A 16,925-nucleotide genomic window follows, 5' to 3' on the forward strand; every position below is an offset into this window, starting at 1 on the left:
TGATCCGGAATTAGGCAAATATCATCGAGCTGAGCTTGCGCCGCCCGTTCAGAACCACAGGGTCATTTGGCTTGAGCGCGTCGAAAATCGTGAACAGCTGGGTTTTGGCGGCTCCGTCGTTCCATTCGCGGTCCCGGCGGAACAGTTCCAGCAATTGCGCCACCGCGTCCTCGACGTCGCCATTGGCATGCAGGGCCTGCGCCAGATCGAACCGGGCCTGATGGTTGCCGGGTTCGGCTTCGACGGCGGCGCTCAGATCGGCCACCGGGCCTGCATCTGCTGCCTGTTTGGCCAGTTCCAGCTGGGCATGCGCGGCCTCGATCTCGGCTGTGCCGGAGATTTCGACCGGTGCCCCGTTCAGGATGGCTTCGGCCTGTTCCAGATCGCCAGACGCGATATGCGCACGCACCAAACCACCATAGGCGCCGGCATGGTTCGGATCTTCGCCCAGAATGGCGGCAAAGGTCTGCGCTGCATCGACGGCAGCCCCTTCGGCCAGCATTTCTTCGGCGGCCTGAACGGCATCATCCAACTGTCCGCCCGGGCTTTGGCCGCCGGCCGCTTCGATCACGCGGTCCACAAACGCCTTGACCTCGGAACCCGGCACCGCGCCCTGAAACCCGTCAACGGGCTGGCCCTGGAAAAACGCATAGACGGTCGGGATCGACTGAACGCGCATCTGCGAGGCGATCATCTGGGCCTCGTCCACATTGATCTTGACCATCTTCACCGCACCCTTGGCAGCGGTCACGGCCTCTTCCAACTGGGGTCCAAGCGTCTTGCACGGCCCGCACCACGGCGCCCAGAAATCGACGATGACCGGAGTTTCCTGCGACGCTTCAACAACATCGGCCATGAACGTGGCCTCGGTTCCGTCCTTGATCAGATCGGTGACATCAGCGCCGGCTGCGGCGTTCAGAAGTTCCATGGCTTACACTCTCTCGTTCGAACTTGGCCTCTATATGCAACCACAAAGGGCAGAAACCAATAGTAGAGTTGCGGGTTCAAAGGTCGAATGTCGCAAAGACGGGCGCATGGTCGCTGGGTTTCTCCCAACCGCGCGCTTCGCGCAGAACGCGGCTGGAATGGCCCGCGTTCGAAATATCGGGCGTTGCCCAGACATGATCCAGCCGCCGCCCCTTGTCCGCAGCATCCCAATCCCGTGCCCGATAAGACCACCAACTGAAAAGCTGGCCTTCTGGGATGTCCTTGCGTGTGACATCAATCCAACCGCCCGCATCCTGCGTTTCGGCCAGTTGCTCGACCTCGATGGGTGTGTGCGACACCACCTTGAGCAGTTGTTTGTGCGACCAGACATCATCTTCGCGCGGGGCGATGTTCAGATCACCGACCAGGATAGATTTTTCGGGTTTCTCCGAATGAAACCAGTCCCGCATATCCGTCAGGTAATCCAGTTTCTGACCGAATTTCTCGTTCACCTCACGGTCCGGCACATCGCCGCCTGCCGGGACATAGAAGTTGTGAATCACCACGCCGTTTTCCAGCCGCCCGGCGATATGGCGGGCATGACCCAGCCCGGCGAAATCCTTATCGCCCACCTCCTCTAGCGGAAGACGCGACAGGATGGCCACGCCGTTATACCCTTTCTGACCCCGCGCGATCAGATTGGTATAGCCCAACTCGGCAAACCCTTCGGTCGGGATTTTTTCAACCGGTGACTTGCACTCTTGCAGACACAGAACGTCGGGGGCCTCTTCCCGTAGCAATTTCAACACGATAGGTTCGCGCAGCCGGACCGAGTTGATGTTCCATGTGGCAATTGTGAAGGGCATGCAGAAGGTCTCCTGTATCGCGGTTGGTGCAACCTAACGCCCCGGTGGTCAGGGTGCCATGAGAAAAAGAACCCGCATGTAATTTGATATGAGGCGCTCGTTTACTTCATTGCTTTATCGCGTTTGCCAATTTCTTGTGACTTCCTGCCAACAGGCTTGCCCGCTGTATGTCGCGGCCACAGGTGTGCATCGGATGAATGAGGCAACACCATGATTGAACACGAACCGCAGCCGGCAGCGTACTACGATCAGAACGGCATCTGGACGCTGGACCCGACGATCGCGGACCACCAGGTGTGCGATGCCTTTGCCGAAGGTGTGAGCGATCTCGTGCAGTTGCTGGACGACAACAAACCGATGTTGTCACGGGACGTTTACGCCCGGCTTTTCGCATCACTGCTGACAATGTCCAGATTGCTCGGAGAGTATGAAGACCGCTGGAAAGACAACTGACTTACATAATGCCAGCGCGCAACCACACGGCCGGAGCGCCGAAATTCACACGTAAACCTTCGGTTGCAATAAAAAAAGCCGGGCCCGGAGGCCCGGCAGTCCAACAGGGAGGTACATGTCATGACCCGGACATGCGCGGGATACGATCACCTTAAATATGCTTACAGAGTATCACTTTGATCCACCTCAATCCACACCCAGTTACGAAACGAGCCTATAGCCACCCGATTCTGTGACCAAAAGGCGCGCATTGGACGGGTCGGGCTCGATCTTCTGGCGCAGGCGATAGATATGAGTTTCCAGCGTGTGGGTTGTGACACCTGCATTGTAGCCCCAGACCTCGTGCAGCAGGACATCGCGGGCAACAACGCCGTCGGTGGACCGGTACAGGAACTTGAGAATATTGGTTTCTTTCTCGGTCAGGCGAATTTTGCGATCCTCTTCGGTGATCAGCACCTTCATCGCCGGTTTGAAAGTGTAAGGGCCCAGGACGAACACCGCATCTTCAGATTGCTCGTGCTGGCGCAGCTGGGCACGGATGCGAGCCAGAAGAACCGGAAATTTGAACGGTTTCGAGACGTAATCATTTGCGCCGGCGTCCAGACCCAGGATGGTGTCGGCGTCGCTGTCATGGCCAGTCAGCATCAGAATCGGGCTTTTTACACCTTGTTTACGCATCAGGCGGCATAGTTCGCGCCCGTCGGTGTCAGGAAGGCCAACATCAAGAATCACCAGATCGTAGATCGCCTCGCGGGCGCGCTCCATGGCTGACGACCCGTCGGATGCTTCGAAGACATCAAAATCCTCGGTCATCACAAGCTGCTCACTCAGAGCTTCGCGCAGATCCTCGTCATCATCCACAAGCAGAATTTTCTTGAGCTGAGCCATGTTCCCGTCCTCCTATGCCTTTTGCATCACTTGCGTGTGGAATATGCAATCAACAAGATTTGCTGCAACTGTCTCACGACCTCGTGTCTGACGTATAGGAAATGTTTCACATTTTCCGCAGATCAGGCTACCTCATGGACGAAACGTTATAGGATAACACGGATGAGTCTCATTCCAGACATCTCGGAATTGCTGGCACGGGCGCGGGCAGATCTGCGCATGGGCCTGCCTGTGGTCCTGACAGATGACGGCGGACTTAGCGTGTTGGCCGTGGCGTCGGAAACACTCAGCGCGCAAAGGCTTGCCGATCTTAGGGGTCTTGGCAGCGACCCGGTTGTCACGATCACCGGACGGCGGGCGGAAACGCTCAAGGCCCGGGCCTATGACGGCGATCTGGCGCGCGTGATCCTTCCGGCGGATGCGGATATTGGATGGGTGCAGGCCGTCGCCGATCCGTCAGACGATCTGAACGCACCGATGAAAGGCCCCCTGATGTCCGAGCGTCAGGGACATGCCAATCTGCATCGGATCGCGATAGCGCTGACGAAATCCGCCCGCCTGTTGCCTTCCGCTGTTGTCACCGCTATCGAAGACGGCCGCGCCTTTGCGGCAGCGCATGGACTGACCTGCATTGATCATACGCGCGCGGCACCTCATCTGGCCGACCGCAGCGCCTTGCACGAAGTCGTTGCAGCGCGCCTGCCAATGGAAGTGTCCGAGGCAGGCCGGTTGCACATTTTTCGCCCCGAAGACGGCGGAGAAGAGCATTATGCCATCGAGATCGGACGCCCGGATCGGAGCAAGCCGGTTCTGGCCAGATTGCACTCGGCCTGTTTTACAGGCGATCTGTTGGGCAGCCTGAAATGCGACTGCGGCCCGCAGCTTCGCGGGGCCCTGGCCCAGATGGGCACGGAAGGTGCCGGCGTCCTGCTGTATCTCAATCAGGAGGGTCGCGGCATCGGGCTGGCCAACAAGATGCGCGCATATTTCCTGCAGGATCAAGGGTTTGACACGGTCGAGGCCAATCACCGCCTCGGGTTTGAAGATGACGAGAGGGATTTTCGCCTGGGGTCGGATATCCTGAAATCCCTTGGTTTCAATGCAGTCCGCCTGCTGACCAACAACCCGGCAAAGATTGCGATGATGGAGAAAACAGGAATCGCCGTAACAGAACGGGTACCGCTGCAGGTTGGTGAAACGGCGCATAATCGGGGGTATCTGGCGACCAAGGCGGCAAAATCGGGCCATCTGCTGTGACACCAAATGATCTTGTGCTGACGCCGCGCGGTGTCCGGTTTTTGGGCCGGGTCTTCCCCTGCGCCATCGGCAAAGGCGGGATCAGCGCGGACAAGCGCGAAGGCGACGGCGCAACGCCGGTTGGAACGCACCGGATTGTGGCCATGCTGTACCGGCCGGACCGCATCTGTCGGCCCGTGCCATGGGCGCGTCCGATCGGTCCGGGGGATCTATGGTCTGACGACATGCAGGATGCGGGTTATAACAATCTGGTACGGGCGCCCTACGCCCACAGCCACGAAAAACTGCGCAGATCAGACCCTTTGTACGATCTTGTGCTCGTCGTTGACTGGAACTGGCCCGACGCGATTCCAGGGCGCGGCTCGGCCATCTTTATTCATCAATGGCGGCGACAGGGGTTTCCCACCGAAGGCTGCGTGGCCTTTCGCCGGGACCATCTGAAATGGATTGCCAGGCGTGTCGCCCAAGGCACGCGATTGATTATCCCTGCGGCCTGACCCGCTCGCCAAAAATTGCCGAACCGACGCGAACATGCGTTGCACCCAGCGCGATGGCTTTCTCGAAATCCCCACTCATGCCCATGGACAACCCGGACAAGCCGTTTCGTGCTGCGATCTTTGCCAGCAAGGCGAAGTGCAGCGAAGGCTCCTCCTCTATCGGAGGAATGCACATCAATCCCTGTACCGGCAGGTCGAGATCCCGGCACTCGGCAACAAACGCATCCGCATCTGAAGGCATGATTCCGGCCTTCTGCTCCTCTTCCCCGGTATTCACCTGAATGAAAAGGTCAGGGCAGTGGCCCAGTTCCTGCGCCAGACGCGCCAGTGTCTTGGCAAGTTTGGGGCGGTCAACCGAGTGGATCGCGTTGCACAGTTCCATCGCCTGACGTGCTTTGTTGGTTTGCAGCGGGCCGATCAGATGCAGGTCAATGCCGTCGTACCGCTCTTTGAAGGCGGGCCATTTTCCTGCTGCTTCCTGCACCCGGTTTTCACCGAAACACCGATGGCCCTGATCCAGCACCGCCTGAACCCGTTCATCGGGCTGAACCTTGGAAACGGCGATCAGCTTTACCGCGCCGGCGGGCCGTCCATTGGCAATTTCTGCCCTGGCGATACGGTCGGTGATTTCCTGCAGCGACATGGCGTTCCTTAATCTGCCTACCTGCGCAGACAAACACCAAGTCGGCACAAAAGAAAAGGGCAGGTCTTTCGACCTGCCCTCAAACCTTGCGGTTTCAGATCAACTTAGAAGTTGAACTGAGCACCGAAGTCAGCACGGATGGTGCTGCTTCCGCCGCCCGGCTTCGAGCTGCCTACACCACCGCGCAGCGATGCACCGCCGCCCAGATCGTAGATAGCGCCGATACCATACTGACGGGTGTCGTTGCTTGCCGAACCGTCACCGTACGCTGCGGTCAGGGTGGTTGCTGCGCCAACGTTGAACGCCAGCGACAGACCGTATGCGGTGCCGTCGGTGCCGCTTACGCGGGTTTTATCGTCAGCAACAAACAGGGTGCCCGAGAAGTCGCCCCATTCGCCACCCAGGGTCAGAACAGCCAGGCTAGGCTTGCTGCCACCGCCCGAAACGTCGGTCTGACCGTAAGCAACAGCGGCAGTGATGTTGCCGAAGCTGTAGGTCGCGCTGACGTCCCAACGGTCGCCGGAACCGGAAACGGTTGTCAGAGCCGGGCCACCTGCGACGGTACCGATTGTGGTGGTCACAGTGTCAACCTGGTCGTACGACGCGCCGAAGGCGAAATCACCAACTGCGTACTGGAAGAACACAGCGTTTGCGCCCGAACCGGTCGAGGAGTACGACAGGAAGCTGTAGTCAACGCCCGAGTACTGACCGATGAACGATTCCAGGCCAGGCTCGTTACCGTAGTAGTTTGCCAAGTTGTCGAACGAACCCGATACGTTGCCGGCGTCAACTCGCAGACCACCGTAGATGACCGAGAAACGTGCGCCGTTCAGGCCAGCCGAGTTGGCTTCGCCGGTTGCCGCGTTTTCGTCAGCCTGCAGACGAACACGACCCGAGAACTCAACGCCACCGTCGGTTTCAACGTTTGCGTCGATGTTCAGACGGAAGCGCGATACCAGGATGGTGTCCGAGCCCTGAACCGATGCAGTCAGGGTTGTGGTGGTGACAGCACCACCGGTTGTCACGGAGCGGACAACGGCGGAGGTCGAGAAGCTACGGTCTTCCTGGTAGCCGATACCAAAACGGCCGTAACCGCTGAAGCGAACATCAGCCGCTGCAACGCTTGCGGTTGCAATCAGAGCGGTCGATGCGAAGAGAACTTTTTTCATCTTGTTTCCCTCGGTTTCAAAAGTTTTTCTACTCGACATATGCCTCAGCACATGTCTCAGCACGGACACCGTTTCGCTCTTTTTGCCCCCTTCGCGCAAGCTTACCTTAATTGCGTCGCCTGCATTGGCCCCGGATTGGTGCAAGGATGCCACAGTCGATTTCCACCCTCGGAACCCGCATTCTGCGCCAATATAAGAAAAGAATAGGCTTGTTGCTGCACTGCGCCTTGTCTAGGAGTATCAACCAACAATGCAAAACCAATGAAGCAGGACCTGTCGACGATGCGCCTGAAAACGATTCTGGGTTTGATAATACTGACCGCCGCTGTCGCCGCCTGCGGGCGCAGCCAGCCATTGCCGGGGGATGCACGCTCGTTGACTGTCGATGGCTCTTCGACAGATGAACGCGAACTCAGCGATCCGGGCCGTACAACGATCTGGGATGTCTTCGGACCGAACAATTCCGAGCAGGTCACAAATGTGAACCGCTATTTGTGGCGCGCTTCGCTGGATGTGCTGAATTTCCTTCCAGTACAGGAAGTTGATCCGTTTACCGGTGTGATCGTGACCGGCTATGGCAAGCCGCCGGGTGGCGGGCGCTCGTACCGGGCGACGGTCCATATCAGTGATCCGGCGCTGGCGGCACGCTCGTTGACAGTCTCGCTGCAGACCAGTGGCGGTGCTCCGGTCAGTGCCGCAACAACCCGCGCGGTCGAGGATGCGATCCTGTCCCGTGCACGTCAGCTACGCATTGCGGACAACAAGTTCTAGCCACCCGCCGCAAATCGCAATATTACCACGCCGGGTTCATGCCCGGCGTTTTCATTCACGAAGGACCGCACCATGTCGCGCTACTCGGCCAACGAAATCGAAGCAAAATGGCAGGAGGCCTGGGACAGGGCCGGGATCTTCACCGCCGACCACAAGGCGGACAAGCCGAAATATTACGTGCTTGAGATGTTCCCCTACCCGTCCGGCCGAATCCATATGGGGCATGTGCGCAACTACACGATGGGCGACGTGATCGCGCGGCATAAACTGGCGACCGGCCACAACGTGCTGCACCCGATGGGCTGGGATGCGTTCGGGATGCCGGCGGAAAACGCCGCGATGGCGATTGGTGGCCACCCGAAGGACTGGACCTACGGCAACATTGCAGACATGCGCGGGCAGATGAAGCCTTTGGGCCTGTCGATCGACTGGTCTCGTGAGTTCGCAACCTGTGACCCCGAATATTACGGCCAGCAGCAGGCCTTGTTCCTGGACATGCTCGAAGCCGGGCTGGTGTATCGCAAAAACGCCGTGGTGAACTGGGATCCGGTCGACATGACCGTGCTGGCCAACGAACAGGTGGAAAACGGGCGCGGTTGGCGATCCGGAGCGCTGGTGGAACGTCGCGAACTGACCCAGTGGTTCTTCAAGATATCGGACTATTCCGAGGAACTGCTCGACGCGCTGGACACGCTGGAGAACTGGCCCGCCAAGGTGCGCCTGATGCAGGAAAACTGGATTGGCAAGTCGCGCGGCCTGCAATTCGGCTTTGAACGCACAGATGGCGGCGAGCCGATCACCGTCTACACGACCCGGCCCGACACGCTGCTGGGCGCGTCCTTCGTTGGTATCTCGCCGGATCACCCGATTGCCAAGGAGCTTGAGGCAGAAAGTCCCGAAGTTGCTGAATTTGTTGCCGAATGCCGCAAGGGTGGCACCACGGAAGAGGCGATCGAGACCGCTGAGAAACTGGGCTATGATACCGGTATCCGCGTAAAACACCCGCTGGACCCGAATTGGGAACTCCCTGTCTGGATCGCCAACTTCATCCTGATGGATTACGGCACTGGCGCGATCTTTGCCTGCCCGGCGCATGACCAGCGCGACCTCGATTTCTGCCGCAAATATGGCCTGCCCGTGGTGGACACCTTCTTTGCGCTGGATGACGACACGCCGGTCGACAAGATCGCTTTTGTCCCGCCCAAATCCGAAAAGGTTCGCTGGGTGAATCACTTCGCTGGCCTGACCGAGGCGACGGGTGACGAGGCGATCGACGCCACCGTCGACTTTGCCGAAAAGGCCGGCTGGGGCGAAGGCGTCACCAAATACCGCCTGCGCGACTGGGGTTTGAGCCGCCAGCGCTATTGGGGCTGCCCGATTCCCGTTGTTCATTGTGACAGCTGCGGCGTGGTGCCCGAGAAAAAGGAAAACCTGCCGATCCGCCTGCCCGACGATGTCACGTTCGACAAACCCGGCAACCCGCTGGATCGTCACCCGACCTGGCGTGACTGCGCCTGCCCGAAATGCGGAGCCCCGGCAAAGCGCGAGACCGACACGATGGACACCTTTGTCGATTCGTCGTGGTATTTCGCCCGTTTCACCGCCCCGCGTGCAGAAACGCCAACGGATATGGCGGAAGCCGAATACTGGATGAATGTTGATCAGTATATCGGCGGCATCGAGCATGCGATTCTGCACCTGCTCTATTCCCGATTCTTCGCACGGGCGATGAACATCACGGGCCACTTGCCGAAAAAAGCCATCGAGCCGTTTGATGCCCTATTCACCCAAGGCATGGTGACGCACGAAATCTACCAGACCCGCGACTCCAATGGCCGCCCAGTCTATCACCTGCCCGAGGACGTGACCGACGGCAAACTGGCGGACGGTGCTGAAGTTGAGATCATCCCTTCGGCCAAGATGTCCAAATCCAAGAAAAACGTGGTGGATCCGGTCAGCATCATCTCGGCGTTTGGTGCCGACACCGCGCGTTGGTTCGTGCTGTCCGATTCGCCGCCCGAACGGGATGTGGAATGGACCGCGGCCGGGGCCGAAGCGGCCTACAAGCATCTCAATCGCGTGTGGAACCTTTGCGACAAGATCGGTGCGATGGACCCGGACGCAAAAGGCGAAGGTGATGAGGACCTGCTGCGCGAGATGCATAAAACCATCCGCGATGTGTCGGTGGGTGTCGAAAGCTTCGGCTTCAACGCGGCCATCGCCAAGCTTTATGCGTTCACAAACACGCTGGCCAAATCCAAGGCAGGGGCTTCGGCCCAGAAGCAGGCAATCAAAACGCTGGCACAGCTCATGTCGCCGATGACACCGCATCTGGCCGAAGATATCTGGGCGCATCAGGGCGGAGAAGGTCTGGTGGCGGTCGCCCCATGGCCCGTCGCAGATGAGACGATGCTGATCGACGACACGGTCACGTTGCCGATTCAGATCAACGGCAAGCGCCGCGCGGAAATCAGCGTGTCCAAGGATTTGGCCAAGGACGAGGTTGAAAAAGTCGCGCTCAGCACCGAAGCTGTGCAAAAGGCGCTGAACGGTGCAGCGCCGAAGAAAGTGATCATAGTGCCGGGCCGGATCGTGAATGTCGTTGTTTGATCGCAAATCGTGGCGGATACTGCCGCTTGCAGCTGCTCTGTTTGTTGCCGCTTGCGGTTTCCAGCCGGTTTATGCCCCCGGCGGTTCAGGCGAAGCGCTCTACGGGAAGGTTGTCGTGTCTGCCCCGAATGACGTCGACAGCTATCTTTTGGTTCAGAACCTAGAACAGCGTCTGGGGCGCAGCGCGGAACAGGTTGAGGATTACGACCTGAATGTTCAGGTCGCGACCACGACTCTGGCAGCGGCCATCACTACGACCAACGAAATCAACCGCCTGACCATTAATGGCCGGGCCAACTTTACGCTTGTGTCAAAAGCCACAGGGCAGGTGGTTGCATCAGGTTCAGAGACCAATTTCGTGGCCTATTCGGCTGCCGGTTCAACCGTCTCGACCCTGGCCGGGGAACGCGCGGCCAAGGAACGTCTGATGGTGATGCTTTCGGATCAGATCGTCAATCGCCTGTACGCCACCACAGGTCCGGCCACATGAAGCTCAGCCCGCGCGAGGTCGAGGGGTATTTTACCAGACCCGACGCGGACAAGGCCGGGCTGCTGATCTATGGCGCGGATGCGATGCGTGTTGCGCTGAAACGGCAGCAGGTTCTGGCGGCCCTTCTGGGCCCCGCCGCCGAGGAAGAGATGCGGCTGACCCGGATCCCGGGATCGGAATTGCGCGGCGATCCGGCGTTGCTGCTGGATGCCATCAAGGCGGTTGGGTTTTTTCCCGGCCCCCGGGCCGCCTTTGTCGAGGATGCGACGGAGACCGCAGCGCCTGCGATTCTGGCAGCGCTGGAAGACTGGGCGCTTGGCGACGCGCAAATCGTTGTGACCGCCGGCCAGCTCAAACCAAGTTCGAAAATCCGCAAGGCGTTCGAAACCCATCCGGCGGCTTATGCCGTGGGTATCTACGACGATCCGCCTTCCCGGGCCGAGGTCGAACGGATTCTGTCCGAAGCAGGTCTTCAGAACATTCCCCGCGACACCATGTCGGCGCTGGCCGAACTGGCGGTTGCGCTCAGCCCTGGGGATTTCACCCAGACCGTTGAAAAGATTTCATTATACAAGCGCGGCGACCCTTCTGAGCTGACCATCGAAGATGTCGAATCTTGCGCGCCGCGCTCGACCGAAGCGGCGTTGGACGATGTCCTGAATGTGGTTGCCGAAGGACGAACGGCCGAAATCGGGCCATTGCTTCGCCGTTTGCAGGCGCAGGGCACAAACGCAGTCACCTTGTGCATCGGGGCAACCCGGCATTTTCGCACGCTTTATGCCTGCGCTTCAGATCCGGGCGGTGCAGCGCAGGGTATCGGCAAGCTGCGTCCGCCTGTTTACGGCAAGCGCCGCGACCGGATTTTGCGGCAGGCACAGGGTTGGGGTGCGCAAAAACTGCAAACCGCGCTGACGGTGCTGACCGATACGGACCTTTCCCTGCGATCAGCCGGTCAGACCGCACCCGCGCTGGCACTGGTCGAACGGGCAATGATCCGTCTGGCAATGCTGGCACGGTCGCGCTAGTTCACCCTGCCCGTTCCAGCCATTCCGCCGCCGATCTGCCTGCCCATCGCCCGGTCGCCAGACATGCAGTCAACAGATACCCGCCGGTCGGAGCCTCCCAGTCCAGCATCTCGCCCGCACAGAACACGCCGGGCATGGCGCTGAGCATAAACCCGTCGTCCAAAGCCGCGCGGACAACACCACCTGCGGTCGAGATCGCCTCGTCCATCGGGCGCAATTCCGCGCCACGCACGGGCAAAGCCTTGAGCATTTTGATCGTCTGTTTTGGCGTAAGTGACTGCCCCGCCGTCATTTCGTGAAACAATGCGACTTTCTGCGGCGGCAATCGCAAACTCTTTTTCAACCACTGAGACAGCGTCGTCTTGGTTTTTTTGTCCGAGAACCGGCGGTGCAGCACATCCTCTGCCAGATCGGGCAAGAGATCGACCTGCAATTCCGCGCCGTCGCGCAACGCCGGGGTCAAGGCATACAACCCGCCCCCTTCCAGCCCCGTCGCCGAAAGGGTCGCCTCCCCACGAGACCGCAGCTCACCGGCGCGCCATTCAACTGATTTGAGCGGCGCGCCGAAATGGGCCTGCATATGCGGGCTCCAGGAAACAGAAAGGGCCGAGTTCGATGGGGCGAACGGGGCCAGAGGAACACCTTTCTGCGCAAGATGCGTCACCCAGGCACCGTCCGATCCCAGTCGCGCCCAACTGGCCCCGCCCAGTGCCAGCACCGTTGCGTCACTGGACAGGCTTTGACGACCACTGGGTGTCTCAAACAGCAGTTTCTGTCCTTCCCAACCCAGCCAGCGCCAGCGCGTTCTGATCTGCACCCCGGACGTATCCAGTCGCCTTAGCCAGGACCGCAACAAAGGCGATGCTTTCATCGCCTTCGGAAACACGCGGCCAGTCGAGCCGGTAAACACTTCTTGCCCAAGATCGCGCGCCCATTCCTGCGCGGCGTGCGCATCGAACTCCGCGATCATCGGGCGCAGCCAGTCAGCCGCGCTGCCGTAGGACCGGATCAGTGTATCAAAGGGCTCATCCTTGGTCAGGTTCAATCCGGACTTGCCTGCCATCAGGAATTTGCGCGCAACGGATGGTTTGGCCTCAAGCACCAGCACGTCATGGCCGGCACGGGCCAGTTGCTCTGCCGCCATCAGACCCGCCGGACCTGCTCCGATCACCACAGCCTGTGCCATCATTGCCCTCTTGTCATGTGCTTCAGACGGCGCGACTCTGCCATACCATGTTGACAACCGATCCGATCTGCCCGCTTTGCGACCGCCCGATCCCGGAAAGGAGCGGCAGCGTGCACCATCTGATCCCAAAACTCAAAGGTGGCAAGGGCGGACCCACCGTTTTGCTGCACCAGATCTGCCACAAAGAAGTTCACGCCACGCTGACCGAAGCCGAACTCGCGCGCAGTTACAGTACGGTCGAAGCCCTGCGCGCCCATCCCCGGCTTGAGAAGTTTCTGATCTGGGTGCGGAAGCGACCGCCCGGCTTCCGTTCCAGGGTTCCGGGCAAGCGGCGCGGGCGCTGACTATGCGGGCAACCATCGATCCCCGGCGGCATCGCTGACCGCAGCACTCAGCCCTTCTATTTCCAGCCCCCGGTAATCCGGAACCGGCGAGAATTGCGCATCCGGGGCATGCTGAAACTCCAACGTTGTATAGGGGCGTTTCCAAAGCCATTCGCGGTTCTGGACGGCCCAAAGATCACCACTTGGCGGCACGTCTTTCGTAAAAGCGTAAAAGTGCAGATCAAATCCATAAAGCGCGACATCCTGCATCGACAACAACCGCATGCCCTGACCCCGGCAGAACTGGTCTTCGGACGCAATGTCACCCGTGCGCAGCGTTACCTGTCCGATACGGGCCCGCGCAAAGGGGTTCTCTGGATCGGCGGCCCCGTCCGTGCGGTTGCCGTCAAAATCATGCTGCAGCAATTCGATGACAAAGCCGTCCGGATCGCTCAGATGCGCCATATATCCGATATCCAGGAACTGCCTTGGCGCGCTGACATCGACGCCCATTCGGCGCAGATGGGCGGCAGCCAGATCAACGTCGGGCACAGTGATCCCGATCTTCCAGTATCGCTGACCCCGGTCGTGCCGATAGCCACCACCTCCGGGCATAAGCAACAGATCCGCATCCTGACCTGCATAACCAACCCGCCGGTTCGGACCTTCCCGCCGCACGGACATTCCAAACGCATCGCGGTAAAACCCCGCAAGAGCATCCGGGTCGTCAACGCGCAGGCGCAGGGCGGACAATCTCATCGGCACATCCTTGCGATCCCGGCCGCGATTTCGGGATTGGCCGCAAGGCTGTCGGCTGCCAGATCACGGGCAGTGGTCATCAGATGATCCGGCTCGACGATCCTGTCGACCAGACCAAAAGCATAAGCCTCTTGCGCGGAAATTTTCTGACCACACATCAGGATCAGCCTTGTCCGCGCAGGTCCGATCAACGCCGTCATGCGTTTGGCATCGGATGGCTGTGGCAGAAAGCCCAGCTTCATGACCGGATAAAAGACCTTCGCCGTCGGCACTGCAATGCGGATATCGCAAGCCAGGGCCATGCCGTTCGCGCCCCCTGCCAGAGTTCCGTTCAGCGCGGCGATGGTCAGGCAGGGCAATGCGGCAATGGCGCCCGAAAGGCGTTCCCACACGTCCGAAATTGCCAGGCCGGCCCGGGCCTCGTCCAGATCCGCGCCCGCGCTGAACACCTTGCCGGCACCGGTCAGGATCAACGCGCGGGCCTGTGTTGCACTTTCGGCGATCTCGGCCATACGCGCCAGCATGTCCCCGGTCAGCGCGTTGGCCTTTCCGGGGTTGTTGATGGTGACGGTCCACAACCCGTCGGCCTTATCCATTTCAATCACGTCAGCCCGACCCTTTTGCGGATGTCTTCCTGCCTGAGCGAGATTTCCGTCCCAAGAAACTCATCCGCGTCCGGCGTGCACATCCACAACAGGGCCCGTGCAGGCCAGTCGGCCGGAATATGGTCGCTCCAGTCCAGCTGACTGACGGCGTTGATACCACTGGCCTTGATCACCCGCTGCATGTCCGTCGCAACCGTTCCCGGCGACAGCCCCATCGCGCGAATACCGTGATGGGCCTCTTCCAGATGCAGGCACTCGGTCATCATCTTGGCTCCGGCCTTGGACGCGCAGTAATGGCTCCAGGCTTCGACCGGGTTGGAGGCCGCGCCCGAGGATATTGTCAGAACCGTACCACCGCCCGCCGCACGCATGACGGGCAGCGCCGCACGCATCCCGTAGAACACACCCTTGAGGTTGATATCGATCGCCTGGCTCCAGGCCTCGGGATCGGCATTGGACAGATGAAAGATCGGCTCAATGACACCGGCATTGCCGATCAGAACATCCAGGCCGCCAAACCGGTCCACGCAATCGGCCACGACCTGTTCCACCTGCGCAAAGTCGCTGACATCGCAGCTAAGCGCGATGGCGTTGTCACCCAGCGCCGAGGCCAAAGCCTCGATCTGGTCGCGACTGCGCGCCACCAATGCAACATTGGCGCCGGCTGCGGCAAATACGCGCCCCGCTTCGGCGCCGATACCCCGGCTGGCGCCGGTTATCAGTACAGTTTTCCCTTGCATCGGAATACTCTGCCCCCATTGAAATCATATCTGGGGACTCTGTAACGCGCGCAAGGGGAATTGGTCCAGCCCTGCCCCCTTGACGCCCGCCGCCGCAGGCACGACGATGTGCGCAAAAATTCATCGAGAAGGGTAATCCTATGTCGCATTTCCTTCGCCGCAGTTGCGGCGCTGTTCTGGCTTATGCCGTTGTCAGCCAGGGGGCGCTGGCCGACGTAACAGCCAGCGACGTCTGGGCCGACTGGCAGGCTTACTTCACGCAAATGGGTTATACCGTAAACGGCGAACAGTCGGTGTCCGGTGCCGTAACCACCATCTCGGACATGACGCTTGCAATGGCCTTGCCCGAAGAAGAAGGGCAGTTCGTGATCAAGGTCCCGGAAATGACGCTGGGCGACAACGGCGATGGGACCGTCAGCATTGGCTTTCCCGACTCCTTTCCCATGAGCGTCACCGGCAATGCCGAAGGCGAGGAATTCTCTGCCGATGTTGTCTACGCCCTGGATGGGTTGGATATGGTTGTTTCCGGCACCCCGGACGACATGACCTATACCTACACGGCCAATTCCATGGCGGTTTCGCTGGACAACATTCAGGTTGACGGCCAGCCAGTACCCCGGGAAATTCTGGACGCCAGCATGACGATGACAGGCCTGACCGGCAGTTCGCAGATGCGAATCCGCGACGGGCGCGACATCAAACAATCCTTTGCAGTGACCGCCCTGACGTACGGGCTTGCCTTTGACGATCCCGAAAGCGGTGAAACCGGCAAAATCGACGGAAAGCTGGACCAGCTTGTCATGGACAGCGACAGCGTGATACCGGCCGACTTCAACATGTCGGACCCGGCGGCGCTGTACGAGGCCGGTTTCGCCTTTTCGGGCAGGTTCACCTATGCATCTGGCCAGACCAATATCGCCGGTACAAGCAAGGGCGAAGCCTTTTCCATGAGCAGCCAGTCCGAAGGCGGCCAGTTCGGCGCCAGCCTCGACGCACAGCGGATTGCCTACGACATCAACCAAAACAGCACCAGGCTGGCCGTCACCACCGCCGATTTGCCGTTCCCGATCGAAATCGCGATGACCAATGCCGGGCTGAAATTCGAGCTGCCAGTTCAGCAATCGGAAGAGATCCAGCCCTTTGCCTTTGGGTTGAACCTGACCGACTTCACCATGTCCGATGTTTTGTGGGGAATCTTCGACCCTGCAGGCGCGCTGCCCCGCGACCCGGCGACCATCGCGCTGAATAGCACCGGAACGGCCAAGGTGCTGATGAATATCTTCGATCCCGAAGTGGCAGAAGATCTGACCGGCGAAGCACCGGGCGAGTTGCACTCGCTGAAAATCACCGAGCTTTTGGTTTCACTGGTGGGTGCCCGCCTGACCGGTGACGGTGACTTCACGTTCGACAATACCAACACCCAGCAACCTGGCGGCATGCCGGTTCCCGCTGGCGAAGCGAATCTGCAGCTTGTCGGGGCGAACGCCCTGATCGACAAGCTGATCGGCATGGGAGTGATTTCGGACAACGACGCCTTGGGTGCCCGGATGATGATGGGGCTGATGGCCGTACCGGGTGACGCGCCGGACACGCTGAACTCGACCATCAAGTTCACCGAAGACGGTCAGATTCTGGCGAACGGCCAGCGCATCAAATAAGCCAGCCACTGGCACCACGAGTCTGAACGGCCTGTGGTGCCAGCCTCGCACTTCAGCA

The 16,925-nt window shown here is 59.9% G+C and carries 18 protein-coding genes; 9 read left to right on the plus strand and 9 right to left on the minus strand.

From position 1 onward, the window contains the following. Window positions 1-10: 10 nt before the first annotated feature. Window positions 11-928 carry a thioredoxin gene (trxA, locus tag ACR0FE_RS09830; RefSeq protein WP_480912654.1) on the minus strand — a complete coding sequence of 306 codons (918 nt, stop codon included), beginning with the start codon at window positions 926-928 and terminating at the stop codon, window positions 11-13. A 76-nt stretch (window positions 929-1,004) separates the two neighbouring features. Next, window positions 1,005-1,793 carry an exodeoxyribonuclease III gene (locus ACR0FE_RS09835; protein WP_480912655.1) on the minus strand — a complete coding sequence of 263 codons (789 nt, stop codon included), beginning with the start codon at window positions 1,791-1,793 and terminating at the stop codon, window positions 1,005-1,007. 210 nt (window positions 1,794-2,003) lie between these two features. Here ACR0FE_RS09835 and ACR0FE_RS09840 point away from each other — a divergent pair, with 210 nt between their 5' ends. Continuing rightward, the gene (locus tag ACR0FE_RS09840) at window positions 2,004-2,246 is read left to right on the plus strand and encodes a hypothetical protein (RefSeq protein WP_170679434.1); all 243 of its coding nucleotides are present in this window, start codon (window positions 2,004-2,006) and stop codon (window positions 2,244-2,246) included. A 201-nt stretch (window positions 2,247-2,447) separates the two neighbouring features. On the opposite strand, the gene ACR0FE_RS09845 is transcribed toward ACR0FE_RS09840, so the two are convergent. Beyond that, a complete protein-coding gene (locus ACR0FE_RS09845; protein WP_170614245.1) occupies window positions 2,448-3,134 on the minus strand; it encodes a response regulator transcription factor in 687 nt (228 codons plus the stop codon). A gap of 162 nt (window positions 3,135-3,296) precedes the next feature. Between ACR0FE_RS09845 and ribA the strand changes: the two genes are divergently transcribed. Continuing rightward, the gene (ribA, locus tag ACR0FE_RS09850; protein WP_480912656.1) at window positions 3,297-4,391 is read left to right on the plus strand and encodes a GTP cyclohydrolase II; all 1,095 of its coding nucleotides are present in this window, start codon (window positions 3,297-3,299) and stop codon (window positions 4,389-4,391) included. Continuing rightward, the gene (locus ACR0FE_RS09855) at window positions 4,388-4,888 is read left to right on the plus strand and encodes a L,D-transpeptidase family protein (protein ID WP_480912657.1); all 501 of its coding nucleotides are present in this window, start codon (window positions 4,388-4,390) and stop codon (window positions 4,886-4,888) included. Before ribA ends, ACR0FE_RS09855 begins: the two co-directional genes overlap by 4 nt. Here ACR0FE_RS09855 and ACR0FE_RS09860 read toward each other — a convergent pair. Beyond that, on the minus strand, window positions 4,872-5,531 hold the full coding sequence (locus ACR0FE_RS09860; RefSeq protein WP_480912658.1) for a YggS family pyridoxal phosphate-dependent enzyme: 660 nt from the start codon (window positions 5,529-5,531) through the stop codon (window positions 4,872-4,874). The two genes, ACR0FE_RS09855 and ACR0FE_RS09860, sit on opposite strands and share 17 nt — an antisense overlap. A 104-nt stretch (window positions 5,532-5,635) precedes the next feature. Then, complete coding sequence (locus ACR0FE_RS09865) at window positions 5,636-6,700, minus strand: porin (RefSeq protein WP_480522756.1); 1,065 nt, start codon at window positions 6,698-6,700, stop codon at window positions 5,636-5,638. Window positions 6,701-6,982: 282 nt separating this feature from the next. On the opposite strand from ACR0FE_RS09865, the gene ACR0FE_RS09870 reads away from it, so the two are divergent. The 4 genes from ACR0FE_RS09870 to holA all read left to right on the plus strand — a co-directional run bounded on the left by ACR0FE_RS09870 (window position 6,983) and on the right by holA (window position 11,596). Next, complete coding sequence (locus ACR0FE_RS09870; protein ID WP_170614449.1) at window positions 6,983-7,471, plus strand: DUF3576 domain-containing protein; 489 nt, start codon at window positions 6,983-6,985, stop codon at window positions 7,469-7,471. A gap of 72 nt (window positions 7,472-7,543) precedes the next feature. Next, window positions 7,544-10,081 (plus strand): leucine--tRNA ligase, encoded by a 2,538-nt coding sequence (leuS, locus tag ACR0FE_RS09875; protein WP_480912659.1) that lies wholly within the window; start codon window positions 7,544-7,546, stop codon window positions 10,079-10,081. Beyond that, window positions 10,068-10,571, plus strand: coding sequence for an LPS assembly lipoprotein LptE (gene lptE / locus ACR0FE_RS09880; RefSeq protein WP_170614239.1), 504 nt, complete (start codon window positions 10,068-10,070; stop codon window positions 10,569-10,571). The genes leuS and lptE overlap by 14 nt, the downstream gene beginning before the upstream one ends. Then, window positions 10,568-11,596, plus strand: coding sequence for a DNA polymerase III subunit delta (gene holA / locus ACR0FE_RS09885; protein ID WP_480912660.1), 1,029 nt, complete (start codon window positions 10,568-10,570; stop codon window positions 11,594-11,596). The genes lptE and holA overlap by 4 nt, the downstream gene beginning before the upstream one ends. Window position 11,597: 1 nt before the next feature. Here the strand turns inward: holA and ACR0FE_RS09890 are convergent, their stop codons facing one another. Further along, a complete protein-coding gene (locus ACR0FE_RS09890; protein WP_480912720.1) occupies window positions 11,598-12,782 on the minus strand; it encodes a TIGR03862 family flavoprotein in 1,185 nt (394 codons plus the stop codon). Between the two features lie 47 nt (window positions 12,783-12,829). On the opposite strand from ACR0FE_RS09890, the gene ACR0FE_RS09895 reads away from it, so the two are divergent. Next, window positions 12,830-13,126, plus strand: coding sequence for an HNH endonuclease (locus ACR0FE_RS09895; RefSeq protein ID WP_480912661.1), 297 nt, complete (start codon window positions 12,830-12,832; stop codon window positions 13,124-13,126). Here the strand turns inward: ACR0FE_RS09895 and ACR0FE_RS09900 are convergent, their stop codons facing one another. The 3 genes from ACR0FE_RS09900 to ACR0FE_RS09910 are packed head-to-tail and all read right to left on the minus strand — an operon-like array spanning window position 13,127 to window position 15,215. Beyond that, window positions 13,127-13,864, minus strand: coding sequence for a VOC family protein (locus tag ACR0FE_RS09900; RefSeq protein WP_480912662.1), 738 nt, complete (start codon window positions 13,862-13,864; stop codon window positions 13,127-13,129). Continuing rightward, window positions 13,861-14,460, minus strand: coding sequence for an enoyl-CoA hydratase/isomerase family protein (locus ACR0FE_RS09905; protein WP_480440920.1), 600 nt, complete (start codon window positions 14,458-14,460; stop codon window positions 13,861-13,863). Before ACR0FE_RS09905 ends, ACR0FE_RS09900 begins: the two co-directional genes overlap by 4 nt. A gap of 5 nt (window positions 14,461-14,465) precedes the next feature. Beyond that, window positions 14,466-15,215 (minus strand): SDR family oxidoreductase, encoded by a 750-nt coding sequence (locus ACR0FE_RS09910; RefSeq protein ID WP_170614448.1) that lies wholly within the window; start codon window positions 15,213-15,215, stop codon window positions 14,466-14,468. A gap of 134 nt (window positions 15,216-15,349) precedes the next feature. Here ACR0FE_RS09910 and ACR0FE_RS09915 point away from each other — a divergent pair, with 134 nt between their 5' ends. Beyond that, complete coding sequence (locus ACR0FE_RS09915; RefSeq protein ID WP_170614233.1) at window positions 15,350-16,867, plus strand: DUF2125 domain-containing protein; 1,518 nt, start codon at window positions 15,350-15,352, stop codon at window positions 16,865-16,867. Window positions 16,868-16,925 lie beyond the last annotated feature (58 nt).

This window comes from Ruegeria sp. K7 (assembly GCF_056531785.1).

Bases quoted from the DNA above. Each gene is read 5' to 3' on its own strand.
- trxA (WP_480912654.1), bottom strand. From the start codon at position 928: ATGGAACTTCTGAACGCCGCAGCCGGCGCTGATGTCACCGATCTGATC.
- ACR0FE_RS09835 (WP_480912655.1), bottom strand. From the start codon at position 1,793: ATGCCCTTCACAATTGCCACATGGAACATCAACTCGGTCCGGCTGCGC.
- ACR0FE_RS09840 (WP_170679434.1), top strand. From the start codon at position 2,004: ATGATTGAACACGAACCGCAGCCGGCAGCGTACTACGATCAGAACGGC.
- ACR0FE_RS09845 (WP_170614245.1), bottom strand. From the start codon at position 3,134: ATGGCTCAGCTCAAGAAAATTCTGCTTGTGGATGATGACGAGGATCTG.
- ribA (WP_480912656.1), top strand. From the start codon at position 3,297: ATGAGTCTCATTCCAGACATCTCGGAATTGCTGGCACGGGCGCGGGCA.
- ACR0FE_RS09860 (WP_480912658.1), bottom strand. From the start codon at position 5,531: ATGTCGCTGCAGGAAATCACCGACCGTATCGCCAGGGCAGAAATTGCC.
- ACR0FE_RS09865 (WP_480522756.1), bottom strand. From the start codon at position 6,700: ATGAAAAAAGTTCTCTTCGCATCGACCGCTCTGATTGCAACCGCAAGC.
- ACR0FE_RS09870 (WP_170614449.1), top strand. From the start codon at position 6,983: ATGCGCCTGAAAACGATTCTGGGTTTGATAATACTGACCGCCGCTGTC.
- leuS (WP_480912659.1), top strand. From the start codon at position 7,544: ATGTCGCGCTACTCGGCCAACGAAATCGAAGCAAAATGGCAGGAGGCC.
- lptE (WP_170614239.1), top strand. From the start codon at position 10,068: ATGTCGTTGTTTGATCGCAAATCGTGGCGGATACTGCCGCTTGCAGCT.
- holA (WP_480912660.1), top strand. From the start codon at position 10,568: ATGAAGCTCAGCCCGCGCGAGGTCGAGGGGTATTTTACCAGACCCGAC.
- ACR0FE_RS09890 (WP_480912720.1), bottom strand. From the start codon at position 12,782: ATGGCACAGGCTGTGGTGATCGGAGCAGGTCCGGCGGGTCTGATGGCG.
- ACR0FE_RS09895 (WP_480912661.1), top strand. From the start codon at position 12,830: ATGTTGACAACCGATCCGATCTGCCCGCTTTGCGACCGCCCGATCCCG.
- ACR0FE_RS09900 (WP_480912662.1), bottom strand. From the start codon at position 13,864: ATGAGATTGTCCGCCCTGCGCCTGCGCGTTGACGACCCGGATGCTCTT.
- ACR0FE_RS09905 (WP_480440920.1), bottom strand. From the start codon at position 14,460: ATGGATAAGGCCGACGGGTTGTGGACCGTCACCATCAACAACCCCGGA.
- ACR0FE_RS09915 (WP_170614233.1), top strand. From the start codon at position 15,350: ATGTCGCATTTCCTTCGCCGCAGTTGCGGCGCTGTTCTGGCTTATGCC.